The organism is Salmonella sp. A7, assembly GCF_020181675.1.
In the GTDB taxonomy this organism is placed as follows: domain Bacteria; phylum Pseudomonadota; class Gammaproteobacteria; order Enterobacterales; family Enterobacteriaceae; genus Salmonella; species Salmonella enterica.
Map to the genome: position 1 here is coordinate 1,570,837 of NZ_CP084001.1, position 26,291 is coordinate 1,597,127.

Consider the following 26,291-nt stretch of genomic DNA (forward strand, 5'->3'; position numbering starts at 1 on the left):
GCTACGTCATTTACCGCTACCTTAGTCACACTCTATTTACATCCTGAGGCGGAGCTTCGCCCCTTTGAAATACCTTGCTTCCTTTCGAACTACGCTGAAAGTCTCGCGCTACTTATTCAGAGCGTTAGCGTTACTCATTTGGCTCTTAATCGCCTTTGTTTCGGTGTTTTACATCGTCAATGCCCTGCACCAGCGGGAATCTGAAATTCGTCAGGAGTTCAACCTTAGCTCCGATCAGGCGCAGCGTTTTATCCAGCGCACATCGGATGTGATGAAAGAGCTCAAATATATTGCCGAGAACCGTTTAACGGCGGAAAACGGCGTTATGTCGTCGCGTGCGCGTGATGACAAAATGGTGGTGCCGGACTTTGAACCGCTATTCGCCGACTCAGACTGTGCGGCGATGGGCTCCGCATGGCGCGGATCGCTGGAGTCGCTGGCCTGGTTTATGCGTTACTGGCGCGACAACTTTTCAGCAGCGTATGATCTTAACCGCGTTTTCCTGATTGGCAGCGATAACCTCTGTATGGCGAATTTCGGCCTGCGTGAAATGCCCGTGGAGCGCGATGATGCGTTAAAAGCGTTACATGAGCGGATTATGAAATACCGCAACGCGCCGCAAGAAGAAAGTGGGAATAACCTTTTCTGGATAAGCCAGGGCGCGCGTCAGGGCGTGGGCTACTTTTATGCGCTGACGCCGGTGTATCTGGCCAACCGTCTGCAGGCGCTGCTGGGCGTCGAGCAGTCCATCCGCATGGAAAATTTTTTCACGCCGGGCAGTTTGCCGATGGGCGTCACCATTATTGATGAGAACGGCCATTCGCTGATTTCGTTGGCCGGTCCTGACGGCATTATTAAAGCGGAGCCGCGCTGGATGCAGGAGCGCTCCTGGTTTGGTTATACGCCAGGTTTTCGCGAACTGGTACTCAAAAAAAGCCTGCCGCCATCCTCGCTCAGTATTGTCTATTCTGTGCCTGTAGATTTAGTCCTGGAGCGTATTCGTATTCTTATCCTGAACGCTATCCTGCTGAACGTGCTGGTGGGCGCAGGGCTGTTTACGCTTGCGCGGATGTATGAGCGGCGAATTTTTATTCCGGCGGAGAGCGATGCCCAGCGTCTGGAAGAGCATGAACAGTTCAACCGTAAAATCGTCGCCTCCGCGCCGGTGGGGATCTGTATTCTGCGCACTATTGATGGCGTCAATATTCTGAGTAACGAACTGGCGCACACCTACCTGAACATGCTCACGCATGAAGACAGACAGCGCCTGACGCAAATCATTTGCGGCCAGCAGGTTAACTTCGTCGATGTATTGACCAGCAATAATACCAATTTGCAAATTAGCTTCGTCCATTCCCGCTATCGTAATGAAAACGTCGCGATTTGCGTGTTGGTAGATGTGAGTACGCGCGTCAAAATGGAAGAGTCGCTGCAGGAGATGGCGCAGGCGGCGGAACAGGCAAGCCAGTCTAAATCCATGTTCCTTGCAACGGTCAGCCATGAATTGCGCACACCGCTGTACGGTATCATCGGCAATCTCGATCTGCTGCAAACCAAAGAGTTGCCAAAAGGCGTGGATCGTCTGGTCACGGCGATGAATAACTCCTCCAGTCTGTTGCTGAAAATTATCAGCGACATTCTCGACTTCTCGAAAATTGAGTCGGAACAGCTAAAGATTGAGCCGCGCGAATTTTCACCGCGAGAGGTGATGAACCATATCACCGCCAATTATCTGCCGTTGGTGGTGCGTAAGCAGCTCGGCCTGTATTGTTTTATTGAGCCTGACGTGCCGGTATCGCTGAACGGCGACCCGATGCGTTTACAGCAGGTCATTTCAAACCTGTTGAGCAACGCCATTAAGTTTACCGATATTGGCTGCATCGTGCTGCATGTGCGCTGTGATGGGGATTATCTCAGCATTCGCGTGCGGGATACCGGCGTCGGTATTCCGGCAAAAGAGGTGGTTCGCCTGTTCGATCCCTTCTTCCAGGTGGGAACCGGCGTACAGCGTAACTTTCAGGGGACCGGTCTGGGGCTGGCGATTTGCGAAAAATTGATCAGCATGATGGACGGCGATATTTCCGTCGATTCGGAGCCGGGCATGGGAAGCCAGTTTACACTGCGCATCCCGCTTTATGGTGCGCAATACCCTGTGAAAAAGGGCGTGGAAGGACTCGCCGGAACCTGCTGTTGGCTGGCGGTGCGCAATACTTCTTTGTGCCAGTTTATTGAGACCAGTCTGGCGCGTAGCGGCGTTCATACGCAGCGTTATGAAGGGCAAGAACCCGCCGCGGACGATATTTTGATTGTCGATGACGCGCTGGAGCATACCTGGCAGGGGAGGGCGGCGGTCGTCTTTTGCCGCCGCCATATCGGGATTCCGTTGGAAAGAGCGCCGGGCGAGTGGGTGCATAGTGTGGCGTCGGTGCATGAGTTGCCCGCGCTGTTGGCGCGTATCTATAGTATTGAGCTGGATAGTGAAGCGCTTTCCAGCGCATTGCCGACGACGGATAAAACCGCAGATTCAAATGACGACATGATGATTCTGGTCGTTGACGATCATCCGATCAATCGCCGCTTGCTGGCCGATCAATTGGGATCGCTGGGATATCAGTGTAAGACAGCCAATGATGGCGTGGACGCTCTGAATGTGCTGAGTAAAAATGCTATCGATATTGTTCTGAGCGATGTGAACATGCCGAACATGGACGGCTACCGCCTGACGCAGCGTATCCGTCAGCTTGGGCTGACGCTGCCGGTCGTCGGCGTGACGGCGAACGCGCTGGCGGAAGAGAAACAACGTTGCCTGGAGTCCGGTATGGACAGCTGTTTGTCGAAGCCTGTGACGCTGGATGTGTTGAAACAGACGCTGGCGGTGTATGCCGAGCGGGTACGTAAAACGCGGGCATAAAAAATGCCGGATGGCGGCGTCGCCTGTCCGGCCTGCAAAAGATGAGTCGACTGGTAGGCCTGATAAGCGTAGCGCCATCAGGCTGGGTAACGTAAAAGCGATTTATTCTTTGTCTGTCGGACTCAGGGTAACGGAAGAGAGATAGTTGAGCAGCGCGATATCATTCTCTACGCCCAGTTTCATCATCGCCGATTTCTTCTGGCTGCTGATGGTCTTAATGCTGCGGTTGAGCTTCTTGGCGATTTCGGTGACCAGGAAGCCCTCGGCGAACAGGCGTAATACTTCGCTCTCTTTTGGCGACAGGCGCTTGTCGCCGTAACCGCCTGCGCTGATTTTCTCCAGCAGACGAGAAACGCTTTCTGGGGTGAATTTTTTGCCTTTTTGCAGCGCGGCCAGCGCCTTAGGCAGATCGGTTGGCGCACCCTGCTTGAGTACGATCCCTTCAATATCAAGATCCAACACGGCGCTCAGGATCGCCGGATTGTTGTTCATGGTCAGAACGATAATAGACAGGCTCGGAAAATGACGCTTGATGTACTTGATCAAGGTGATCCCATCGCCGTATTTATCTCCCGGCATGGAGAGGTCAGTGATCAACACATGCGCATCTAATTTCGGCAGATTGTTGATCAATGCTGTGGAATCTTCAAATTCGCCGACAACATTCACCCACTCGATTTGTTCAAGTGATTTGCGAATACCGAACAGTACAATCGGGTGGTCATCGGCAATAATTACGTTCATATTGTTCATGTATTGGGCTACCTTGCTACAGCAAGCTTTTGACGTAGGCGTCAATGTCGCTGATATATTTTTCTATACCTGGAGCATCTTTCTCACGAATCAGATGTTCCAGCGTTTCACATAACTGCTTGCCGGGTACCAGATTAAGCATGGCAAACACCCCTTTCAGGCGGTGGGCCGTTTGGGCCAGCGCAGCGAAATCGCTGGTTGCCGCCTCAGTATACAACCTCTTAACATCATCCGGTACTGTGTCTACAAATAGCGCATAATAGCCGCTGGCATGAAGCTCGGCATTTTCATCTCCGCCGAGCGGGGAGGCGGGAATCTCTTCCTGCGCCAGCTGCTCTTCGATAAGTTGTAGTACAGCTTCCTGCATAGCATTGCTCATATTAAAGTTGACGCGCAACTGACCCGGGCCAATTTTCCGCACGCCTGACTCATCATCGCTTAAAAGCAAGCCCGAGGCAGTAAGATTAGACGGATTATCCGTTAAAAAGAGATCATATTCTTGACTTATCTGCCTTTCATCCGGCGTGATGCAGGTGGCGCCCCAGTTTTCTAACTGACGCAGCACAATCGCGCGAACCTCGTTGGACGTCACATCGACCATCACGCTCACGTCGTCCAGCAGGCGCTCTTCGACCTGGGTATGCTGATCGTGAGGAAGCATTTTGACATGAACGGTATAGCGCGTGCCCAGCGTTTCCCGCGCTTTAATGTTGAGATGACCGCCCAGTTTGCGCGCCAGTTGATTGCACAGCCAGAAGGTGAGCGGATTCGCTTTGCCGTAACGGTCGCCCTGCGTTTCATTCATATACGGGAAATGCAGATTATCAATCTCGTTTAACGTTACGCCTTCGCCCGTATCCAGAATACGGAAAGTCAGACGCTCCGCGATAGATTCATCTTGCTCGACTTCAAGCGTAATTTTACCCATAGCGGTCGTCGTGACGGCATACTGAATCAACAGCAGCAAAATCCGGCGCAGGGCGTCGCGATCGCCCCAGCGTTCATCGTTGCCGCTAAGATGGTTATTAATCAGCAGTTGCAGCCCTTTACGCTTAATGGCGGGCAGCACTTCCGGCACGACTTCGTCAATAAGATCCTGAAGGGAGAACAGCGTGGCTTCGCTTTTCCATGCGTCATTTTCCAGCATATTCGCCAGTTGGATTTCATCGATCATACGTACCAATACATCCGCCTGATCCGCCAGTTTCAGGCTTTCCGGCGTGGTGACTGCCGCGGCGTTAACCGCCAGTTGGCGTACGGGCTCTTTAAGCGTGTTGCTGATATTTTGCATAAAGGCGGCACGGCCCTGCTGATTCTTCTCATACAAACGCTGCGCCTGTTTAAGCTTCTTATTCACCAGCACTTCCCGGTCCTGATCGCGGATAATAAAGATCTGCGTGCGGGGGGCGATCTGGCTGCGAAACAGACGGATCTCATACAGTTCGTTATTAATTGTCGCCTGAATCACGCCCTGATGCTGTTCCGCCATGCTGGTAATATTTTGCAGGTTAAGATGCGGCAACAGATGATCGGCGATTTTATTGCTGATCACGGTGCGGTTTCCTTCCTGATCGTAGACCAGCAGACCCAGCGGCAGCAGAGAAACGATCTCTTCATTAATGGCGCGTAAGACGCGAAGCTCGTTATTCGCCGCGTTGCCGGATGTCGATTCTGTCGTCCGTCCCGGCTGATGACGGAACGTGGCGTAGCCAAATAACGCCAACGCCAGCAGCCCGATGTTCAGCAGTAAAGGCAGCAAAATATTTTGCAGCGTATCAAGCAAAAGCGTACCGAACGGTACCTGCCAGATCAGGCGCATTCCGGTAGAGTTAAGCGCTGAGGAGATCTCAATTTTTGAACCGTTAAAGCTAATCGTGACGCTATCAGGCGCTTCCTTTTCACTGCTTCGCCCCGTCGCCTGGGTTGCGTCAGGCTCTATCCGAAAACTGTCCAGCGGCATTCCCGGCGGGATTAAATCATTAATGGGCAGATCAAACGCCACCACGGTCGCCAGATGTCCTGGCTGATTGAAGGTCGTGCGTAGCGTAAAATAGTGACCGTTTTGCCAGGCCAGTTTTCGCAATGAGGAGAAACTTTCGCGCTCATCCAGCGCATTCGCCTGTTGCAACATCTCTGCCCGGCGGGAATCGACGATATTGCCAATAGTGGACTCTTTAAAGCCGGAAGAGAGATCTTTCAACGGTAGGGTAGAGATAAGAATCAGGCTGTTATCCTGTCCGTTGAGGTAATACATTGACCACGGCACGTTTTCCGCGCCCCACAGCGTATCCAGATAAGTTGACATACGCTGCGTCATTTCCAGCGTGGCGCTGTCATGGGAACCGAAAATCAGCGCTTCAGTTTTACGTCGCGGCTTTTCAAGATAATACACATCCTGCTTCAGACGCGTTTCCTGAAGTCCTTCACCTGTCGATGGCGTAGTGGTCGCGGCGATGTTGTCATAAATTTGCCAGGTAACATACCGCCAGGTATCCACGCGTTTATGAATAGCGTGGGTGATATCGACAATTTGATAGCTTTTGTCTTTCAACCAGGCGTTGACGGCGCTCTGTACCATAACGCCCATCGTTACCAGCAGCACAATGATCAGCAATAAGAAGAAACGGGTAATGCTTCCCGGTAGAAGGGAGAATCGGGTAGAGACCGTTGTGTCAGACTGACTCATTTATGTTTACGACCTGTAAAAGCAACGCTGAAGGTGAAGGGCAGTATAAAGGGTAATGAATGAATTTCCAGACTCTTACGTCATGCCGGGCAACTTAACACGCGCTCCGTTGGCGGGACGGGAAAAGCGTACAACCTTCGCAGAACGGTACAAATATAAAGACTACTTATAAATGTTTAGCACTAAATATCAAGAAATTATTTGCTAATGTCTTACGAACGGTAGAGCAGGGGGGGTAGTGAATAACCGTGATAGTTTTAGGCAGGTAGCATAAATCTGCCGGGTGTGTCTGAAAAAGGGTAAAAAAAACCGAATGCGAAGCATTCGGTTGAAATAGGGGTAAACAGACATTCAGAAGTGAATGACGGTAATAAATAAAGTTAATGATGATAGCGGTCACTATTTTAGTTGCGAATGAAGATTCTGTTTTATCATTCAGTGCTATGAATTTCATCAATTTAACCCATTGATTTTAAAAGTCTCGTGAATATATTTTGTCGATTTGTGCTTATTTTTACTTGATTTTTGCTTTAAAAAAGTTCCGTAAAATTCATATTTTGAAACATCTATGTAGATAACTGTAACATCTTAAAAGTTTTAGTATCATATTCGTGTTGGATTATTCTGTATTTTTGCGGAGAATGGACTTGCCGACTGGTTAATGAGGGTTAACCAGTAAGCAGTGGCATAAAAAAGCAATAAAGGCATATAACAGAGGGTTAATAACATGAAAGTTAAAGTACTGTCCCTCCTGGTACCAGCTCTGCTGGTGGCGGGCGCAGCGAATGCGGCTGAAATTTATAATAAAGACGGCAACAAATTAGACCTGTTTGGTAAAGTTGATGGCCTGCACTACTTCTCTGACGACAAAGGCAGCGACGGCGACCAGACCTACATGCGTATCGGCTTCAAAGGCGAAACGCAGGTTAACGATCAGCTGACCGGTTATGGCCAGTGGGAATATCAGATTCAGGGCAACCAGACTGAAGGCAGCAACGACTCCTGGACGCGTGTGGCGTTTGCGGGTCTGAAATTCGCTGACGCAGGTTCCTTCGATTATGGTCGTAACTACGGCGTAACCTATGATGTGACCTCCTGGACCGACGTTCTGCCGGAGTTCGGCGGCGACACCTACGGCGCTGACAACTTTATGCAGCAGCGTGGTAACGGCTATGCCACTTACCGTAACACCGACTTCTTCGGCCTGGTGGATGGTCTGGACTTCGCGTTGCAGTATCAGGGCAAAAACGGCAGCGTGAGCGGTGAAAACACCAACGGTCGCAGCCTGCTGAACCAGAACGGCGACGGTTACGGCGGATCGCTGACCTATGCAATCGGCGAAGGCTTCTCTGTCGGTGGCGCTATCACCACGTCTAAACGTACTGCCGATCAGAACAACACCGCTAACGCTCGCCTGTATGGTAACGGCGATCGCGCCACGGTTTACACCGGCGGCCTGAAATACGATGCGAACAACATCTATCTGGCAGCGCAGTATTCTCAGACCTATAACGCAACCCGTTTTGGTACCTCTAACGGCAGCAACCCGTCCACCTCTTACGGTTTTGCCAACAAAGCGCAGAACTTTGAAGTGGTTGCTCAGTACCAGTTCGACTTTGGTCTGCGTCCGTCTGTGGCGTACCTGCAGTCTAAAGGTAAGGACATCAGCAACGGCTACGGCGCCAGCTATGGCGACCAGGACATCGTAAAATATGTTGATGTCGGCGCGACTTACTACTTCAACAAAAACATGTCCACCTATGTTGATTACAAAATCAACCTGCTGGATAAAAACGACTTTACCCGCGATGCGGGCATCAACACCGACGACATCGTAGCGCTGGGTCTGGTTTACCAGTTCTAATCAGCAAAAGATGTTGCTAAAGGGCCTGCGGGCCCTTTTTTCATGCCTTATTCCGGCGTACAAATACGACGTTTTGATATACGCTTGCGTCCATTCGAATGAGGATAAACAGCGATGAAAATGACTTTTTGCCGGGCCGTGTGTCTGGCGGCGGCTTTTTTACTTATGGGCTGCGATGAGGCTCCCGAAACGACAACAGCGTCACCTGCCGCTCAGGTGCTGGAAGGTAAGACGATGGGGACTATCTGGCGGGTGAGCGTGGTTGGCATCGATGCGAAACGCGCCGCAGAGCTACAGACTAAAATCCAGACTCAGCTTGATGCTGATGATTGGTTGCTTTCTACCTATAAAAATGACTCCGCGCTGATGCGTTTTAACCATTCACGCAGTCTTGCGCCCTGGCCGGTCAGCGAAGCCATGGCGGATATCGTGACCTCGGCGCTGCGTATTGGCGCGAAGACGGATGGCGCGATGGATATCACCGTGGGCCCGCTGGTCAATCTGTGGGGGTTTGGACCGGATCGGCAGCCGCTGCATATCCCAACACCAGCACAAATCGATGCGGCAAAAGCGAAAACAGGCCTGCAACATTTGCAGGTTATCGACAGGGCTGGACATCAGTTTTTGCAAAAAGATCTGCCGGATCTTTATGTCGATCTCTCCACGGTCGGGGAGGGCTATGCGGCGGATCATCTGGCGCGTCTGATGGAGCAGGAGGGCATTGCGCGTTATCTGGTCTCGGTGGGCGGCGCATTAAGCAGTCGCGGGATGAATGCGCAAGGGCTGCCGTGGCGCGTCGCGATTCAGAAGCCGACCGACCGGGAAAACGCGGTGCAGGCGATTGTGGATATCAACGGGTATGGCATCAGCACCTCCGGCAGCTACCGTAACTATTATGAGCTGGATGGCAAGCGTGTCTCGCACGTTATCGATCCGCAAACGGGGCGCCCCATTGAACACAACCTGGTATCGGTTACGGTCATTGCGCCAACGGCGCTGGAAGCGGACGGCTGGGATACCGGCCTGATGGTGCTCGGTACGCAAAAGGCGCAAGAGGTCGTGCGGCGGGAAGGGCTGGCGGTCTTTATGATCATGAAAGAAGGTGAGGGCTTTAAAACCTGGATGTCGCCGCAGTTCAAAACGTTCCTGGTGAGCGATAAGAATTAAAACGCAAGATTACGGGTTTTTGTGGGCGGATTTACGGACACACTGCATGTAAGCAAGCACTATGCTTAATGAAGGAGTCTATGATGAAAAAAGCGTTACTTACCGATGATGAATGCTGGCTGCGGGTGCAGGCGCGCGATGCCAGCGCGGATGGGCGTTTCGTTTTTGCGGTGCGAACTACCGGCGTTTTTTGCCGCCCTTCTTGTCGCTCGAAGCGGGCATTACGTAAAAATGTTCGCTTTTTTGCCAACGCGCAGCAGGCGCTGGACGCCGGTTTTCGCCCCTGCAAGCGCTGTCAGCCGGATAATGCGCGCGCGCAGCAACGGCGGTTGGATAAGATTGCCTGCGCCTGCCGTTTACTTGAGCAGGAGACGCCGGTAACGCTGGCGTCTCTGGCGCAGGCGGTGGCGATGAGCCCGTTTCATCTGCACCGTCTGTTTAAAGCGAGCACCGGCATGACGCCGAAAGGGTGGCAGCAGGCGTGGCGCGCCCGGCGGCTGCGTGAGGCGTTGGCGAAAGGAGAGCCGATCACGGCGGCTATTTACCGCGCCGGCTTCCCGGATAGCAGTAGCTACTACCGTCATGCCGACCAGACGCTGGGCATGACGGCAAAACAGTTTCGCAAAGGCGGCGATAATGTCTCCGTTCGCTATGCGCTGACGGACTGGGTTTACGGACGGTGCCTGGTGGCGGAGAGCGAGCGGGGGATTTGCGCGATTCTCCCCGGTGATAGCGACGATGCGCTACTGGCTGAATTACACACCCTTTTCCCGGCGGCCCGCCACGCACCTGCTGACGCGCCTTTTCAGCAACGGGTGCGGCAGGTTGTCGCGGCTATCAACACACGCGATGTGCTGCTCTCGTTGCCGCTGGATATCCAGGGAACCGCGTTTCAACAGCAGGTCTGGCAGGCGTTATGCGCAATTCCCTGCGGCGAAACCGTAAGCTATCAACAGCTTGCCGCGACTATCGGCAAACCCACGGCAGTACGCGCGGTCGCCAGCGCGTGCGGCGCGAATAAACTGGCGATGGTGATCCCGTGTCATCGGGTCGTGCGTCGCGATGGCGCGCTCTCCGGTTATCGTTGGGGCGTGCGTCGAAAAGCGCAGCTATTAAAGCGAGAAGCGCAAAAAGAGGAGTAGCAATGCTGGATCTATTTGCTGATGAAGCGCCCTGGCAAGAGCCCCTGGCGCCTGGCGCGGTGGTGTTGCGCCGCTTTGCGTTTCGCGCGGCGCAGTCGCTATTAGACGATATCGGGTTTGTCGCCAGTCAGTCTCCGTTTCGTCAGATGGTGACGCCGGGCGGCTACACCATGTCGGTGGCGATGACCAACTGCGGCGCGTTAGGGTGGACCACCGATCGTCACGGTTATTGTTATGCCGTGCGCGATCCGTTGACCGATAAACCCTGGCCTGCGCTGCCGTTATCGTTTGCCAGCGTATGTCGTCAGGCGGCAATCGCGGCAGGGTATGCGAGCTTCCAACCGGACGCCTGCCTGATCAATCGCTACGCGCCCGGCGCAAAACTGTCGCTGCATCAGGATAAAGACGAGCCGGATCTGCGCGCGCCTATCGTCTCAGTTTCGTTGGGGGTGCCGGCGGTTTTTCAGTTTGGCGGCCTGCGTCGCAGCGATCCGCTCCAGCGGATCTTACTGGAGCATGGCGATATCGTGGTCTGGGGCGGCGAGTCCCGGCTGTTTTATCATGGTATCCAGCCGCTTAAAGCGGGCTTTCATCCCATGACCGGTGAATTTCGTTACAATCTCACCTTCCGTCAGGCGGCTGAAAAAGAATAAAAATAAGAATTATTATTGCTGTGCAGGTGGAGTTAGTTAAACTGCGGGCTGTTATTATCGGTCCGGGTTGTATGCATGGAACTTCTTATTCTTGTCTGGCGGCAGTACCGCTGGCCATTTATTAGCGTGATGGCGCTGAGCCTCGCCAGCGCGGCGCTGGGGATTGGCCTGATCGCGTTTATCAATCAGCGCCTGATTGAAACGGTGGACACCACCGTCATGGTGCTGCCGGAATTTCTCGGTCTGCTCCTGTTACTAATGGTCGTCACATTAGGTTCCCAACTGGCGCTCACCACTCTGGGACACCATTTCGTTTACCGCCTGCGCAGCGAATTTATCAAGCGCATTCTGGATACGCACGTTGAACGCATTGAGCAACTGGGCAGCGCCTCTTTACTGGCCGGTCTGACCAGCGATATTCGCAATATTACTATCGCCTTTGTGCGTCTGCCTGAGCTGGTGCAGGGCATTATCCTCACCGTCGGCTCGGCGGCGTATCTGGCGATGCTATCGACAAAAATGCTGCTGGTTACGGCTATCTGGATGGCGGTCACTATCTGGGGCGGATTCGTGCTGGTGGCGCGGGTTTACCAGCATATGGCGACCCTGCGCGAGACCGAAGATAAGCTGTACAACGACTATCAGACGGTGCTGGAAGGACGCAAAGAGCTGACGCTAAACCGCGAGCGTGCGGAGCAGATTTTTCAGCAATGCTATATCCCGGACGCCAAAGAGTATCGTCATCACATTATCCGTGCCGATACTTTTCACCTGAGCGCCGTCAACTGGTCGAATATCATGATGCTGGGGGCGATAGGCCTGGTTTTCTGGATGGCGAATAGTCTCGGCTGGGCGGATACCAACGTCGCGGCGACTTATTCACTGACGTTGCTGTTCCTGCGCACGCCGCTGCTGTCTGCGGTAGGGGCGTTGCCAACGCTACTGACCGCCCAGGTGGCGTTTAATAAACTGAATAAATTCGCGCTCGCCCCGTATAAGCCTGATTTTCCACAGCCGAAAGCCTTTCCCGACTGGAAGACGCTGGAGCTGCGCAACGTGGTTTTTCACTATCAGGATAACGCGTTTTCCGTGGGGCCCATCAACCTGACGATTCACCGCGGCGAACTGCTGTTTTTAATTGGCGGCAACGGTAGCGGGAAATCGACGCTGGCCATGTTATTGACCGGATTATACCAGCCGCAATCGGGAACGATTTTACTTGATGGTCAACCTATTGCCGCCGGGCAGCCGGAAGATTATCGCAAACTGTTTTCTGCGGTGTTCACCGATGTGTGGTTATTCGACCGCCTGCTGGGGCCGCAGGGGAAACCCGCCAATCCCGCTCTGGTCGAAAAGTGGCTTGAGCACCTGAAAATGACGCACAAGCTGGAGCTAAACGATGGGCGCATTTTGAATCTTAAACTGTCGAAAGGGCAAAAAAAGCGCATTGCGCTGCTGCTGGCGCTGGCGGAAGAGCGCGATATTATTTTGCTGGATGAGTGGGCCGCCGATCAGGACCCGCATTTCCGCCGGGAGTTTTATCAGGTGCTGTTGCCGTTAATGCAGGAAATGGGCAAAACCATTTTCGCCATCAGCCATGATGATCACTATTTTATTCACGCTGATCGTCTGCTTGAAATGCGTAACGGACAGCTAACCGAACTCACCGGCGACGAACGTGACGCCGCCTCGCGTGATGCGGTTGCGCGTACTGCGTAATGGACTATGGCGCCGGATGAACCACCTGATGGCAGCCCTACGTCCGCACGCGGGTAGGCCTGATAAGATGCCACGCGTCGCCACCAGGCATCGGGGTATTTTTTGCGGCGGGCGAGCGGATTTCCAGACGTGTTTTAAAAAGAACCCCGGAGCGCTGCGTGAGCCGGCGTGTTCAGATGCCCGGTAAGTGTGACCGGGCAGCGTAACATTATCGCGCGACGGCGTTCTGTACGTTAGCGTCCGCTTTCCAGATGCGGTATTTCACGTCTACATTCGCCGGGGTATACACCACGATCGGCAGCTTGCTGTTGTAGCGCAGCATCCCGTCTTCACCCAGCCAGGCGGTGACGAATTTTTGCTCTTTCTTACCTTCAGGGCAGGCCATCATGGTTGATACCGGAGAGGTGACGTTATCAAAGACATAATAGTCATAGCCCCAGCCTTCCAGCGTTTTTGTTTCCAGCGTGCCGCCGAGGCGATGCTGGTTACAATCCACATTCAGCGTTTGGCCAATCAACAGTTCCACTTTGAGGGTAGATTCATCCTGCTGAGGGGTAAGGGTTATCACTTGCCGCTTCATTCCTTTTTCCGCCTGCGGATAGGGGGCGATTTTCTCCAGCGGCTGGGCGGTATCGCTATTGTTAGCCCAGGCAGAGGCGCTGGCGAGGGCGGCGAAGACGACGGCAGGGACAAACATCTTCATTTGATTGTTCACAGTATTTCCTTTCTGCTGTTTTCGGTATGCACGGACAACAGATTAACACATTCATATCATCTATTAATCTGTATTTACTCATATTTTCAAGATTATTAATAAAATAGCGTCTTTTTATATAGTGGAATATTCCGATATTGATAATGTAAATGGAATTATCAGCTATTAGTGGCTTTCGTTATATAGATAGCTATATAACTCATTGAAATGTGAGAAAAAGCACGTTTACGGGTCTTTACCCGGCACTCTTTTGATCCGGCAACAGCATTTACCTCTATCGGGGTATGCATCTCTTACACATCCTGAAATATCTTATTTACAAAAATAACTACTCATAAATTGTACGGTTTTTATTGGCATTCACTCCCTATGGAAGCGTGTCGTTATGGAAGGGCGATATCATGGTTGATTTATCCCGTCGAAGCATGTTGACCGGCAGTTGGCGCAACGCCAGCAATGGGATTCTTCCGCCGTGGGCCAGAGAAACAACCTATTTTCTCGCACATTGTCTGCGTTGCGACGCCTGCATCCAGGCGTGTGAGGCCGACATCCTGCAGCGAGGGACGGGGGGATATCCGAGCGTAGATTTCAAACGGGGCGAGTGCAGCTTTTGTTATGCCTGCGCGCAGGCCTGTACTGAATCGCTTTTTCTTCCGCGCCACACCAGGGCCTGGGATCTGATTTTTACACTCACGGAAAACTGCCTCGCCAGGCAATCGGTTGAATGCCATCGTTGCCAGGACAGTTGTGAACCTATGGCCATTACCTTTCGTCCCACGCTATCCGGCATTTACCAGCCGCAGCTTGACTCGCAGGCCTGTAACGGATGCGGGGCGTGTGTGGCTATCTGTCCCGTGTCAGCCATCAAAGCGGAGAACCACCATGCGCACTAACTGGCAGGTCTGTAGCCTGGTCGTGCAGGCCAAAAGTCAGAACATCGCCGCCATTGGCCCACAGTTGAACACGTTGCCGGGTTGCGAAGTCGCGTTAAGCGACGTTGAAAGCGGGCAACTGATCGTGGTGGCGGAAGCAGATCAGAGTGAAACGCTGATGCAAACAATTGAGTCAGTACGCAATGTCGAGGGCGTACTGGCGGTGTCGCTGGTTTATCACCAGCAGGATGAGCAAGGTGAGGAAACACCATGAAACTCAGTCGTCGTAGCTTTATGAAAGCTAACGCCGTTGCGGCCGCTGCGGCGGCTGCCGGTCTGAGCGTGCCGGGCGTCGCCCGCGCCGTTGTCGGGCAGCAGGAAGCCATCAAATGGGATAAAGCGCCGTGCCGTTTTTGCGGAACGGGTTGCGGTGTGTTAGTGGGCACGCAGCAGGGCCGTGTGGTCGCCTGCCAGGGCGACCCCGACGCGCCGGTCAACCGTGGTCTGAACTGCATTAAAGGCTACTTCCTGCCCAAAATCATGTACGGTAAAGATCGTCTGACGCAGCCGATGCTGCGCATGAAAGACGGCAGCTATCACAAAGACGGCGAGTTTACGCCGGTGAGCTGGGAACAGGCCTTCGATGTGATGGAAGAGAAGTTTAAAACCTCTCTGAAAGAGAAAGGACCAGAAGCGATCGGCATGTTTGGATCGGGTCAATGGACCATCTGGGAAGGCTATGCCGCCGCGAAACTGTTCAAGGCTGGTTTCCGCTCTAACAACATTGACCCGAATGCGCGTCACTGCATGGCCTCGGCGGTGGTGGGCTTTATGCGCACCTTTGGCATGGATGAACCGATGGGCTGCTACGACGATATTGAGCAGGCCGATGCGTTTGTGCTGTGGGGTTCCAACATGGCGGAGATGCACCCGATTTTATGGTCGCGCATCACTAACCGCCGTTTGTCCGACCCGAATGTGAAAGTCGCGGTCCTCTCCACCTTCCAGCACCGTAGCTTTGAGCTGGCGGACAACGGTATTGTCTTTACCCCGCAAAGCGATCTGGTGATCCTTAACTATATCGCGAATTACATTATTCAGAACAACGCGGTAAATCAGGATTTCTTCACAAAGCATGTGAATCTGCGTAAAGGGGCGACGGATATCGGCTACGGCTTACGCCCGACGCACCCGCTGGAAAAAGCGGCGAAGAATCCGGGCTCCGACGCTTCCGAACCGATGAGCTTCGACGAGTATAAAGCCTTCGTGGCGGAATATACGCTGGACAAGACTGCTGAAATGACCGGCGTGCCGAAAGATCAGCTGGAACAGTTGGCGCAGCTCTACGCCGATCCGAATAAGCGCGTGATCTCTTACTGGACGATGGGTTTTAACCAGCATACCCGTGGCGTGTGGGCGAATAACCTGGTTTACAACCTCCATCTGCTGACCGGAAAAATCTCCCAGCCTGGCTGCGGTCCTTTCTCGCTGACCGGCCAGCCTTCCGCCTGCGGTACGGCGCGTGAAGTGGGAACCTTCTCACACCGTCTGCCCGCAGACATGGTCGTGACGAACGAAAAACACCGTGATATCTGCGAAAAACACTGGCAGATCCCTGCTGGCACTATTCCGGCAAAAGTGGGTTTACACGCGGTGGCGCAGGATCGCGCGTTGAAAGACGGCAAGCTGAACGTCTACTGGGTAATGTGTAATAACAATATGCAGGCCGGGCCGAACATCAATGAAGATCGGATGCCGGGCTGGCGCGATCCGCGTAACTTCATCATTGTCTCCGATCCTTACCCGACGGTGAGCGCGCTGTCTGCGGATCTGATCCTGCCGACCGCCATGTGGGTTGAGAAAGAAGGCGCTTACGGCAACGCCGAACGCCGCACGCAGTTCTGGCGTCAGCAAATTAAAGCGCCGGGCGAAGCTAAATCCGACCTCTGGCAACTGGTGCAGTTCTCCCGTCGTTTTAAAACCGAGGAGGTCTGGCCGGAGGCGTTGCTGGCCCAGAAGCCGGAGCTGCGCGGTAAAACGCTGTATGACGTTCTGTTCGCCACGCCGGCGGTCAGCAAATTCCCGCTGAGCGAGCTGAAAGAGGATCAGTTAAACGATGAGTCTCGTGAACTGGGCTTCTATCTGCAAAAAGGGTTGTTTGAAGAATACGCCTGGTTTGGACGTGGCCACGGGCACGATCTGGCGCCGTTCGACGATTACCACAACGCGCGCGGTCTGCGCTGGCCGGTCGTCGAAGGCAAAGAGACGCAATGGCGTTACAGCGAAGGCAACGACCCGTATGTAAAAGCGGGGGAAGGGTACAAATTCTACGGTAAACCGGATGGCAAAGCGGTGATCTTCGCGCTGCCATTTGAACCCGCGGCGGAGTCGCCGGACAACGAGTACGATCTGTGGCTTTCCACCGGTCGCGTGCTGGAACACTGGCATACCGGCAGTATGACGCGCCGCGTGCCTGAATTGCATCGCGCCTTCCCGGAAGCGGTGGTCTTTATTCACCCGCTGGATGCGAAAGCGCGCGATCTGCGTCGTGGGGATAAGGTTAAAGTGTCGTCCCGCCGCGGCGAAGTGATTTCGATTGTCGAAACGCGTGGACGTAACCGTCCGCCGCAGGGACTGGTGTATATGCCGTTCTTCGATGCCGCTCAGCTAGTGAACAACCTGACGCTGGATGCGACGGACCCGCTCTCTAAAGAGACGGACTTCAAGAAGTGCGCCGTTAAGCTGGCGAAGGTGTAACGCGTTATGTCCCGTACAGCGAAACCCCAAAATGGCCGCCGCCGCTTTCTGCGTGATGTTGTGCGCACTGCGGGCGGGCTGGCGGCGGTTGGCGTGGCGCTGGGCTTGCAACAGCAAACCGCGCGCGCAACGGGCGTGCGGCTGCGTCCGCCTGGCGCGCTGAATGAAAATGTCTTCGCCAGCGCCTGTGTGCGCTGCGGGCAGTGCGTTCAGGCGTGTCCATACGACACGCTAAAACTGGCGACGCTGGCCTCCGGGCTATCGGCAGGCACGCCCTATTTCGTCGCTCGCGACATCCCCTGCGAAATGTGTGAAGACATTCCGTGCGCCAAAGTCTGCCCCAGCGGGGCGCTGAATAAAGATATCGCCTCCATTGATGACTCGCGCATGGGGCTGGCGGTGCTGCTGGATCAGGAAAACTGCCTCAACTTTCAGGGGCTGCGCTGCGATGTTTGCTACCGCGAATGCCCGAAAATCGATGAGGCCATCACGCTGGAGCTGGATCGCAACATGCGCACCGGCAAACATGCGCGCTTTCTGCCCACCGTACACAGCGACGCCTGTACCGGCTGCGGCAAATGCGAAAAAGTCTGCGTACTGGAGCAACCAGCGATAAAAGTGTTGCCGTTGTCATTGGCGAAAGGGGAGTTAGGACACCATTACCGCTTCGGCTGGCTGGAGGGGAAAGATGGCAAATCGTAAACGCGACGCCGGGCGAGAAGCGCGGGCGAAAAAAGGCTGGTGGCGTAGCCACCGTTGGCTGGTGTTACGCCGTATCAGCCAGTTTATGGTGCTGGGGATGTTTCTCAGCGGCCCATGGCTGGGCTTTTGGGTTTTGCATGGCAACTACAGCAGTAGTTTGCTGTTCGATACCCTCCCGTTGACCGATCCGCTGATTACCCTGGAAAGTCTCGCCAGTGGGCATCTTCCCGCTACCGTGGCGCTGACGGGAGCAGTGATTATCGCTGTGCTGTATGCGCTGGCGGGAAAGCGATTATTTTGCAGTTGGGTTTGCCCGCTAAACCCCGTTACCGATTTGGCTAACTGGATGCGCAGGAAATTTGACCTGAACCAGTCTGCGACGATTCCACGCCATATACGGTACGTCCTTCTGGTGGTGGTGTTAATCGGTTCGGCGTTGACCGGCACGCTGCTGTGGGAATGGATTAATCCCGTGTCGCTGTTAGGCCGTAGTCTGGTTATGGGATTTAGTAGCGGCGCGTTGCTGATTATTGCTTTGTTTTTATTTGATTTATTAGTCGTTGAGCACGGTTGGTGCGGTCATATTTGCCCGATGGGCGCGCTGTATGGCGTGCTGGGCAGTAAAGGCGTAGTGACCGTGACGGCCAAAAAACGTGAGAAATGTAATCGCTGTATGGATTGTTTTCATGTTTGCCCGGAACCGCATGTGCTACGTGCGCCGGTGCTGGATGAGCAAGGCCCGGCGCAGGTCACTCACCGCGACTGCATGACCTGCGGTCGCTGCGTGGATGTCTGTTCTGAGGATGTTTTTACAATAACGATACACAACATCATTCGGGATGCATCGCGGCGGTAAGCGAGGAAATCCCCGGGAGCATAGATAACGATGTGACTGGGATTTTCGAGCGCAGCCAACAAAGAGGCAGCTCGAAGGATGAAGTGTAAATGCGATGGAGTTCGGGAGCGAAACAATGAAAAGCCATGACCTGATGAAAGCGCTGTGTCAATGGATGGCCACGCTTGCCCTGGTGGTAAGTGGTGCGGTTTGGGCGGCAAACGGAGTGGATCTGAGCCAGTCGCCGGAAGTATCCGGGACGCAGGAAGGGGCGATTCGTATGCCGAAAGAGCAGGAACGTATGCCGCTAAATTACGTCAACCAGCCGCCGATGATCCCGCACAGCGTCGAGGGCTACCAGGTGACGACCAATACCAACCGCTGTCTGCAATGCCACGGCGTGGAAAGTTATCGTACGACGGGCGCGCCGCGTATCAGTCCGACGCACTTTATGGACAGCGACGGTAAAGTGTCGGGCAACGTCGCGCCGCGTCGTTATTTCTGCCTGCAGTGCCACGTACCGCAGTCTGATACCGCGCCGATTATCGACAATACCTTTACCCCCTCGCAAGGTTACGGGAAATAAGAGGTCATTATGGAAAATTCTAACCGTAAACCTGGCTGGATAAAGCGCGTCTGGCGATGGTGGCGCAGCCCCAGCCGCCTGGCGTTGGGGACGCTGCTGTTAATCGGTTTTATCGGCGGCATCATCTTCTGGGGCGGCTTCAATACCGGAATGGAAAAGGCTAACACCGAAGAGTTTTGTATTAGCTGCCATGAAATGCGCAACACGGTGTATGAGGAGTATATGGAAACCGTCCACTACAACAACCGTAGCGGCGTTCGTGCCACCTGTCCTGACTGCCATGTGCCGCATGAGTGGGGGCCGAAGATGATCCGTAAGATCAAAGCCAGTAAAGAGCTGTATGCGAAGGTATTTGGGCTGATAGATACACCGCAGAAATTTGAAGCTCATCGCCTGACAATGGCACAAAATGAGTGGCGGCGCATGAAAGACAACAACTCGCAGGAATGCCGTAACTGCCACAATTTCGACTTTATGGATCTGACCGCGCAAAAAGGCGTCGCGGCGAAAATGCACGATCAGGCGGTAAAAGATGGACAGACCTGTATCGATTGCCACAAAGGGATCGCGCATAAACTGCCGGATATGCGTGATGTTAAACCAGGTTTCTGACAGGACGTTGATGAGTGGGAATGCTTGAAGCCAGAGATCTGTACTGCGAGCGGGACGAGAGGACGCTGTTTCGCGGGCTGTCGTTCACCGTGGACGCCGGGGAGTGGGTGCAGGTCACCGGCGGCAACGGCGCGGGAAAAACCACCCTGCTGCGCCTGCTGACCGGGCTGGCGCGCCCGGACGGCGGGGAGGTGTACTGGCAGGGCGAACCCCTGCGCCGCGTGCGCGACAGCTTCCATTCCGGCCTGCTGTGGATAGGGCACCAGCCGGGGATTAAATCCCGCCTGACGGCGCGGGAGAACCTGCACTTCTTCCACCCCGGCGACGGCGCGCGCCTCCCGGAGGCGCTGGCGCAGGCCGGGCTGGCGGGATTTGAGGACGTGCCGGTCGCCCGGCTCTCGGCCGGGCAGCAGCGCCGGGTGGCGCTGGCCCGCCTGTGGCTGACCCGCGCCGCGCTGTGGGTACTCGACGAGCCGTTCACCGCCATTGACGTTAACGGCGTGGCGCGCCTCACCCGGCGGATGGCGGCGCACACGGCGCAGGGCGGGATGGTCATTCTCACCACCCACCAGCCGCTGCCGGGGGCCGCGGACACCGTCCGCCGCCTGGCGCTGACCGGCGGGGAGGCAGGGCTGTGATGTGGCGTGTCTTCTGTCTCGAGCTGCGCGTGGCGTTCCGCCACGGCGCGGACATCGCCGGCCCGCTGTGGTTCTTCCTGATGGTCATCACCCTGTTTCCGTTAAGCGTCGGGCCGCAGCCGCAGCTGCTGGCGCGTATCGCGCCGGGCATCATCCAGGTGGCGGCGCTGCTGGCCTCGCTGCTGGCGCTGGAGCGGCTGTTTCGCGACGACCTGCAGGACGGCAGCCTGGAGCAGCTGATGCTGCTGCCGGTGCCGCTGCCGGCGGTGGTGCTGGCGAAGGTGCTGGCCCACTGGGCGGTGACCGGCCTGCCGCTGATTATGCTCTCCCCGCTGGTGGCGCTGCTGCTGGGGATGGACGTGTACGGCTGGAAAATCATGGCGCTGACGCTGCTGCTCGGCACGCCGGCGCTGGGGTTTCTCGCCGCGCCGGGCGTCGGGCTGACGGCCGGCCTGCGGCGCGGCGGTGTCCTGCTGGGCATTCTGGTGCTGCCGCTGAGTGTCCCGGTGCTGATTTTCGCCGCTGCGGCGATGGACGCGGCATCGATGCATTTACCCGCTGACGGCTATCTGGCGGTGCTGGGGGCGCTGCTGGCGGGCAGCGCAACGTTAAGCCCGTTCGCCACCGCAGCGGCGCTGCGCCTCAGCGTGCAGTAGCGCCCCGGCGCGACGGACATTTTACTGGTTTCAGGAGGTCAGGTGACGACTATGTGGAAAACCCTTCATCAGCTGGCGGCGCCGCCCCGGCTGTATCAGATTTGCGGCAGGCTCGTGCCGTGGCTGGCGGCGGCCGGCATCATCGCGCTGGCCACCGGCTGGATCCGGGGCTTTGGTTTCGCCCCGGCGGACTACCAGCAGGGGGAGGGCTACCGCATTATGTACCTGCATGTCCCGGCGGCCATCTGGTCAATGGGTATCTATGCGGCGATGGCGGTGGCGGCGTTTACCGGGCTGGTCTGGCAGATGAAAATGGCCAGCCTTGCCGTCGCGGCGATGGCGCCGGTGGGGGCGGTGTACACCTTCATCGCGCTGGTCACCGGCGCGGCGTGGGGCAAACCGATGTGGGGCACCTGGTGGGTGTGGGACGCGCGCCTGACCTCGGAGCTGGTGCTGCTGTTTCTCTACGCCGGGGTCATCGCCCTGTGGCACGCCTTTGACGACCGTAAAATGGCCGGGCGCGCGGCGGGCATTCTGGTGCTGGTCGGCGTGGTGAACCTGCCGGTTATCCACTATTCCGTCGAGTGGTGGAACACCCTGCACCAGGGCTCGACGCAGATGCAGCAGAGTATCGACCCGGCGATGCGCTCGCCGCTGCGCTGGGCCATCGCCGGCTACCTGCTGCTCTTTATGACGCTGTCGCTGATGCGGATGCGCAACCTGATTTTACTGATGGAAAAACGCCGCCCGTGGGTGAGCGAACTGATACTGAAAAGGGGGCACCGGTGAGTCCGGCATTTTCATCGTGGAGCGATTTTTTCGCCATGGGCGGGTACGCCTTTTTTGTCTGGCTGGCGGTGGCGATGACCGTGGCGCCGCTGGCGCTGCTGGCGCTGCACACGGTGCTGCAGCGCCGGGCCATTCTGCGCGGCGTGGCGCAGCAGCGGGCGCGCGAGGCGCGGATGCGTGCCGCACAGGCGCAACAGGAGGCGGCGTGAACCTGCGACGTAAAAACCGGCTATGGGTGGTCTGCGCGGTGCTGGCAGGCCTGGCGCTGACCACCGCCCTGGTCCTGTACGCGCTGCGCGCGAATATCGACCTGTTCTATACCCCCGGCGAAATTCTCTACGGCAAGCGCGAGACGCAGCAGCTGCCGGCGGCGGGCCAGCGCCTGCGCGTCGGCGGGATGGTGATGCCCGGCAGCGTCAGGCGCGACCCGGACTCGCTGAAGGTGAACTTCAGCCTCTACGACGCCGAGGGGTCGGTGACGGTGAGCTATGAGGGGATACTGCCGGACCTGTTCCGCGAGGGGCAGGGGGTGGTGGTGCAGGGCACCCTGGAGAAGGGCAACCACGTCCTGGCGCAGGAGGTGCTGGCCAAGCATGACGAGAACTACACCCCGCCGGAAGTGGAAAAGGCGATGCAGGAAAACCACCGCCGCCCGCAACGCGCTGATAAGGACACCTCATCATGATGCCTGAATACGGCACCGCGCTGCTGTGCCTGGCGCTCGGCGTGGCGCTGCTGCTGTCCGTTTACCCGCTGTGGGGCGTGGCGCGCGGCGACGCGCGGATGATGGCGTCGGCCGGGGTGTTCGCCTGGCTGCTGTTCATCTGCGTGGCGGGCGCGTTTTTCGTGCTGGTGCACGCCTTTGTGGTTAACGACTTCACCGTGGCCTATGTCGCCGGCAACTCGAACACGCAGCTGCCGGTGTGGTACCGGGTGGCCGCCACCTGGGGAGCGCACGAGGGCTCGCTGCTGCTGTGGGTGCTGCTGATGAGCGGCTGGACCCTGGCGGTGGCGGTGTTCAGCCGGCGGGTGCCGGCGGATATCGTCGCCCGGGTGCTGGCGGTGATGGGAATGGTCTGCGCCGGTTTTCTGGTGTTCATCCTGTTCACTTCCAGCCCGTTCGCCCGCACGCTGCCGGCCTTTCCGGTGGAGGGGCGCGACCTGAACCCGCTGCTGCAGGACCCGGGGCTGATTTTCCACCCGCCGCTGCTGTACATGGGCTATGTCGGCTTCTCGGTGGCCTTCGCCTTCGCCATCGCCGCGCTGCTGAGCGGGCGTCTGGACAGCGCGTTCGCCCGTTTTGCCCGCCCGTGGACGCTGGCGGCGTGGGTGTTCCTGACGCTGGGCATCGTGCTCGGCTCGGCGTGGGCCTACTACGAGCTGGGCTGGGGCGGCTGGTGGTTCTGGGACCCGGTGGAGAACGCCTCCTTTATGCCGTGGCTGGCGGGTACCGCCCTGCTGCACTCGCTGGCGGTCACGGAACAGCGCGCCGGCTTTAAGGCGTGGACGCTGCTGCTGTCCATCTGCGCCTTCTCGCTGTGCCTGCTGGGCACCTTCCTGGTGCGCTCCGGGGTGCTGGTGTCGGTGCACGCCTTCGCCTCCGACCCGGCGCGCGGGATGTTTATCCTCGCCTTTATGGTGCTGGTCACCGGCGGCTCGCTGCTGCTGTTCGCCGTGCGCGGGCACAGGGTGCGTTCGCGGGTGAACAACACGCTGTGGTCGCGCGAGTCGCTGCTGCTCGGCAACAACGTCCTGCTGATGGCCGCCATGCTGGTGGTGCTGCTGGGCACCCTGCTGCCGCTGGTGCACAAACAGCTGGGGCTGGGCAGCATTTCGGTGGGGGAGCCGTTCTTTAACACCATGTTCACCTGGCTGATGGTCCCCTTTGCCCTGCTGCTGGGGGTGGGGCCGCTGGTGCGCTGGGGCCGGGACCGGCCGCGTAACATCAGGGCGCTGCTGCTCACCGCCCTGGTCTCCACCCTGGCGCTGTCGGTACTGCTGCCGTGGCTGTTGCAGGACCGCATCGCCGCCATGGCGGTGGCCGGGATGGCGATGGCCTGCTGGATTACGGTGCTGGCGGTGGCCGAAGCCGTACAGCGCGTGTCCCGCGGCACGAAAACCTCTCTCAGCTACTGGGGAATGGTGGCGGCGCACCTCGGGCTGGCGGTGACGATTACCGGCATCGCCTTCAGCCAGAATTACAGCGTGGAGCGTGACGTGCGGATGCGGGCGGGCGACAGCGTGACCATTCACGACTACCGCTTCACCTTCCGGGAGGTGCGGGACATCACCGGCCCCAACTACCGCGGCGGGGTGGCCCTCATCGGGGTGACGCGCCACGGCGAGCCGGAGGCGGTGCTGCACGCGGAGAAACGGCTCTACAACACCAGCCGGATGGTGATGACCGAGGCGGCGATTGACGGCGGGCTGACCCGCGACCTGTACGCCGCGCTCGGGGAGGAGCTGGACAACGGCGCGTGGGCCGTGCGCCTGTACTACAAACCGTTTGTCCGCTGGATATGGGCCGGGGGGCTGCTGATGGCGCTGGGCGGGCTGCTGTGCCTGGCGGACCCGCGCTACCGCCGCCGTAAACCATTGCCGGAGGCCGGATGAAACGCAACGTACTGTTATTACCGCTGCTGATTTTTCTGCTGATTGCCGCGGCGCTGCTGTGGCAGCTGGCGCGCAACGCGCAGGGCGATGACCCGACGAATCTCGAATCGGCGCTGACCGGAAAGCCGGTGCCGGCGTTCCGCCTGGAATCGCTGGAGACGCCGGGTCAGTACTATGAGGCGGAGGTGCTGACGCAGGGGAAACCGGTGCTGCTTAACGTCTGGGCCACCTGGTGCCCGACCTGCCGCGCCGAACATCAGTACCTGAACCAGCTTTCTGCGCAGGGTATCCGGGTGGTCGGGCTGAACTATAAGGACGACCGGGCGAAGGCGGTGGCCTGGTTAAAAGAACTGGGCAACCCGTATGCGCTGAGTTTATCGGACAGCGACGGGATGCTGGGGCTGGACCTGGGCGTGTACGGCGCGCCGGAAACCTTCCTCATCGACGGCAGGGGGATTATCCGCTACCGCCATGCGGGCGATTTGAATGCCCGGGTATGGGAAAGTGAACTGAAACCGCTGTGGGACAGATACAGCCGGGAGGCGGCGCAATGAGACTGTTACCGGGCATGGTGATGCTGATGCTGGCGCTGGTTATCGCCGGGTCAGCGCGGGCGACCACCGACGTGATGCCGTTTAAAGATGAAGCACAGGAGCAGCAGTTCCGCCAGCTCACGGAGCAGCTGCGCTGCCCGAAATGCCAGAACAACAGCATTGCGGACTCGAACGCGATGATAGCCACCGACATGCGCCGCAGGGTGTATGACCTGATGCAGGAGGGGAAGAGCCGCCAGGAAATCATCGATTACATGGTGGCGCGCTACGGCCACTTTGTCACCTACGACCCGCCGCTGACCCCGCTGACGGTGCTGCTGTGGGTGCTGCCGCTGGCCGCCATCGTGGCGGGCGGGTGGATAATCGTTGCCCGCACGCGCCGGCGGGTGCGTATCAGACAGGACGTCCTGGCTGACGCCATTCCGGCGGCGGGACCACGCGCAGGGGTGGGGGTGTATCTTCCGGGCGTGGTTATGGCGCTGGTCGTGGCCGCCATCAGTTACTCACAGACCGGCAGCTATCAGCAGGTCAGGGCCTGGCAGCAGGCGACGGCGCAGACGCCCGGGCTGCTGGCGCGGGCGCTGGACCCGCAGGCGCAGCCGCTGAATGAAGAGGAGATGGCGCGGCTGGCGCTGGGGCTGCGCACCCGCCTGCAGAATGATGCCGGCAATGTTGAGGGCTGGCTCATGCTGGGGCGCATCGGTATGGTACTGGGTAATGCCGGTACCGCCACCGGGGCGTATGCGAACGCCTGTCGCCTGGACCCGAAAAACAGCGATGCGGCGCTGGGCTACGCGGAGGCGCTGACGCGCTCGTCCGACCCGGAGGATAACCGCCGCGGCGGGGAGCTGCTGCGCCGGCTGGTGAGCCGCGACCACACGGATATCCGGGTGTTAAGCCTGTATGCGTTCAGCGCCTTTGAGCAGCAGCGCTTTGGCGAGGCGGTGGCGGCCTGGGAGATGATGCTGAAGCTGCTGCCGGCGGGTGACGCCCGGCGGGCGGTGATAGAGCGCAGTATCCGGCTGGCGCAGGAGAAATAATGCCCTGACGGCCCGGTGGCGTGGCGC

At 57.2% G+C, this 26,291-nt stretch carries 24 protein-coding genes; 21 read left to right on the plus strand and 3 right to left on the minus strand.

Translation table 11 applies throughout. The annotated features are described in order from the left end of the window. Positions 1–64: 64 nt before the first annotated feature. Entirely contained in the window at positions 65–2,911 is a 2,847-nt protein-coding gene (rcsC, locus tag LCS67_RS07450; protein ID WP_023225810.1) for a two-component system sensor histidine kinase RcsC, read from the plus strand. Between the two features lie 102 nt (positions 2,912–3,013). On the opposite strand, the gene rcsB is transcribed toward rcsC, so the two are convergent. Both rcsB and rcsD read right to left on the minus strand, forming a co-directional pair. Further along, complete coding sequence (rcsB, locus tag LCS67_RS07455) at positions 3,014–3,664, minus strand: response regulator transcription factor RcsB (RefSeq protein WP_001061919.1); 651 nt, start codon at positions 3,662–3,664, stop codon at positions 3,014–3,016. Positions 3,665–3,680: 16 nt separating this feature from the next. Further along, entirely contained in the window at positions 3,681–6,350 is a 2,670-nt protein-coding gene (gene rcsD / locus LCS67_RS07460; protein ID WP_000083205.1) for a phosphotransferase RcsD, read from the minus strand. Positions 6,351–7,077: 727 nt separating this feature from the next. On the opposite strand from rcsD, the gene LCS67_RS07465 reads away from it, so the two are divergent. From LCS67_RS07465 to LCS67_RS07485, 5 genes are all read left to right on the plus strand, one after another. Further along, the gene (locus LCS67_RS07465) at positions 7,078–8,214 is read left to right on the plus strand and encodes a porin OmpC (protein WP_000865526.1); all 1,137 of its coding nucleotides are present in this window, start codon (positions 7,078–7,080) and stop codon (positions 8,212–8,214) included. A gap of 114 nt (positions 8,215–8,328) precedes the next feature. Further along, entirely contained in the window at positions 8,329–9,381 is a 1,053-nt protein-coding gene (gene apbE, locus LCS67_RS07470; protein WP_000784297.1) for an FAD:protein FMN transferase ApbE, read from the plus strand. 80 nt (positions 9,382–9,461) lie between these two features. Next, positions 9,462–10,523 carry a bifunctional DNA-binding transcriptional regulator/O6-methylguanine-DNA methyltransferase Ada gene (gene ada, locus LCS67_RS07475; RefSeq protein ID WP_000975967.1) on the plus strand — a complete coding sequence of 354 codons (1,062 nt, stop codon included), beginning with the start codon at positions 9,462–9,464 and terminating at the stop codon, positions 10,521–10,523. A gap of 2 nt (positions 10,524–10,525) precedes the next feature. After that, on the plus strand, positions 10,526–11,176 hold the full coding sequence (gene alkB, locus LCS67_RS07480) for a DNA oxidative demethylase AlkB (RefSeq protein WP_000884991.1): 651 nt from the start codon (positions 10,526–10,528) through the stop codon (positions 11,174–11,176). 75 nt (positions 11,177–11,251) lie between these two features. Further along, a complete protein-coding gene (locus tag LCS67_RS07485) occupies positions 11,252–12,895 on the plus strand; it encodes a multidrug ABC transporter permease/ATP-binding protein (RefSeq protein WP_000421584.1) in 1,644 nt (547 codons plus the stop codon). Between the two features lie 208 nt (positions 12,896–13,103). Here LCS67_RS07485 and eco read toward each other — a convergent pair whose 3' ends face one another. Continuing rightward, positions 13,104–13,598 carry a serine protease inhibitor ecotin gene (eco, locus tag LCS67_RS07490; RefSeq protein ID WP_001550295.1) on the minus strand — a complete coding sequence of 165 codons (495 nt, stop codon included), beginning with the start codon at positions 13,596–13,598 and terminating at the stop codon, positions 13,104–13,106. 413 nt (positions 13,599–14,011) lie between these two features. On the opposite strand from eco, the gene napF reads away from it, so the two are divergent. The 15 genes from napF (at position 14,012) to LCS67_RS07565 (ending at position 26,264) form a co-directional block, all read left to right on the plus strand. Continuing rightward, positions 14,012–14,503 carry a ferredoxin-type protein NapF gene (gene napF, locus LCS67_RS07495; protein ID WP_000228072.1) on the plus strand — a complete coding sequence of 164 codons (492 nt, stop codon included), beginning with the start codon at positions 14,012–14,014 and terminating at the stop codon, positions 14,501–14,503. Beyond that, positions 14,493–14,756, plus strand: coding sequence for a chaperone NapD (gene napD / locus LCS67_RS07500; RefSeq protein WP_001260056.1), 264 nt, complete (start codon positions 14,493–14,495; stop codon positions 14,754–14,756). The genes napF and napD overlap by 11 nt, the downstream gene beginning before the upstream one ends. Next, entirely contained in the window at positions 14,753–17,239 is a 2,487-nt protein-coding gene (napA, locus tag LCS67_RS07505; RefSeq protein WP_000778097.1) for a nitrate reductase catalytic subunit NapA, read from the plus strand. Before napD ends, napA begins: the two co-directional genes overlap by 4 nt. A 6-nt stretch (positions 17,240–17,245) precedes the next feature. Further along, positions 17,246–17,941 (plus strand): ferredoxin-type protein NapG, encoded by a 696-nt coding sequence (napG, locus tag LCS67_RS07510; protein WP_000091679.1) that lies wholly within the window; start codon positions 17,246–17,248, stop codon positions 17,939–17,941. Next, complete coding sequence (gene napH, locus LCS67_RS07515; protein WP_023231230.1) at positions 17,928–18,797, plus strand: quinol dehydrogenase ferredoxin subunit NapH; 870 nt, start codon at positions 17,928–17,930, stop codon at positions 18,795–18,797. Before napG ends, napH begins: the two co-directional genes overlap by 14 nt. A gap of 115 nt (positions 18,798–18,912) precedes the next feature. Beyond that, positions 18,913–19,362 carry a nitrate reductase cytochrome c-type subunit gene (gene napB / locus LCS67_RS07520; RefSeq protein ID WP_000835182.1) on the plus strand — a complete coding sequence of 150 codons (450 nt, stop codon included), beginning with the start codon at positions 18,913–18,915 and terminating at the stop codon, positions 19,360–19,362. Between the two features lie 9 nt (positions 19,363–19,371). Continuing rightward, positions 19,372–19,974: a cytochrome c-type protein NapC gene (napC, locus tag LCS67_RS07525; protein WP_000431778.1), complete on the plus strand. Its 603-nt coding sequence runs from the start codon at positions 19,372–19,374 to the stop codon at positions 19,972–19,974. Between the two features lie 20 nt (positions 19,975–19,994). After that, positions 19,995–20,612, plus strand: coding sequence for a cytochrome c biogenesis heme-transporting ATPase CcmA (gene ccmA / locus LCS67_RS07530; RefSeq protein WP_071624735.1), 618 nt, complete (start codon positions 19,995–19,997; stop codon positions 20,610–20,612). Continuing rightward, a complete protein-coding gene (ccmB, locus tag LCS67_RS07535) occupies positions 20,609–21,268 on the plus strand; it encodes a heme exporter protein CcmB (protein WP_000990033.1) in 660 nt (219 codons plus the stop codon). The genes ccmA and ccmB overlap by 4 nt, the downstream gene beginning before the upstream one ends. Before the next feature lie 51 nt (positions 21,269–21,319). Then, positions 21,320–22,057 carry a heme ABC transporter permease gene (locus tag LCS67_RS07540; protein ID WP_031571853.1) on the plus strand — a complete coding sequence of 246 codons (738 nt, stop codon included), beginning with the start codon at positions 21,320–21,322 and terminating at the stop codon, positions 22,055–22,057. Then, positions 22,054–22,266, plus strand: a complete 213-nt coding sequence (ccmD, locus tag LCS67_RS07545; protein ID WP_000074110.1) for a heme exporter protein CcmD — start codon at positions 22,054–22,056, stop codon at positions 22,264–22,266. The genes LCS67_RS07540 and ccmD overlap by 4 nt, the downstream gene beginning before the upstream one ends. Further along, positions 22,263–22,742 carry a cytochrome c maturation protein CcmE gene (gene ccmE, locus LCS67_RS07550; protein WP_001053601.1) on the plus strand — a complete coding sequence of 160 codons (480 nt, stop codon included), beginning with the start codon at positions 22,263–22,265 and terminating at the stop codon, positions 22,740–22,742. The genes ccmD and ccmE overlap by 4 nt, the downstream gene beginning before the upstream one ends. Next, positions 22,739–24,670 carry a heme lyase CcmF/NrfE family subunit gene (locus LCS67_RS07555; protein ID WP_031571846.1) on the plus strand — a complete coding sequence of 644 codons (1,932 nt, stop codon included), beginning with the start codon at positions 22,739–22,741 and terminating at the stop codon, positions 24,668–24,670. Before ccmE ends, LCS67_RS07555 begins: the two co-directional genes overlap by 4 nt. Continuing rightward, the gene (gene dsbE / locus LCS67_RS07560) at positions 24,667–25,224 is read left to right on the plus strand and encodes a thiol:disulfide interchange protein DsbE (RefSeq protein ID WP_000828293.1); all 558 of its coding nucleotides are present in this window, start codon (positions 24,667–24,669) and stop codon (positions 25,222–25,224) included. Before LCS67_RS07555 ends, dsbE begins: the two co-directional genes overlap by 4 nt. Further along, entirely contained in the window at positions 25,221–26,264 is a 1,044-nt protein-coding gene (locus LCS67_RS07565; RefSeq protein ID WP_031571841.1) for a cytochrome c-type biogenesis protein CcmH, read from the plus strand. The genes dsbE and LCS67_RS07565 overlap by 4 nt, the downstream gene beginning before the upstream one ends. The last annotated feature ends 27 nt before the right edge of the window (positions 26,265–26,291 follow it).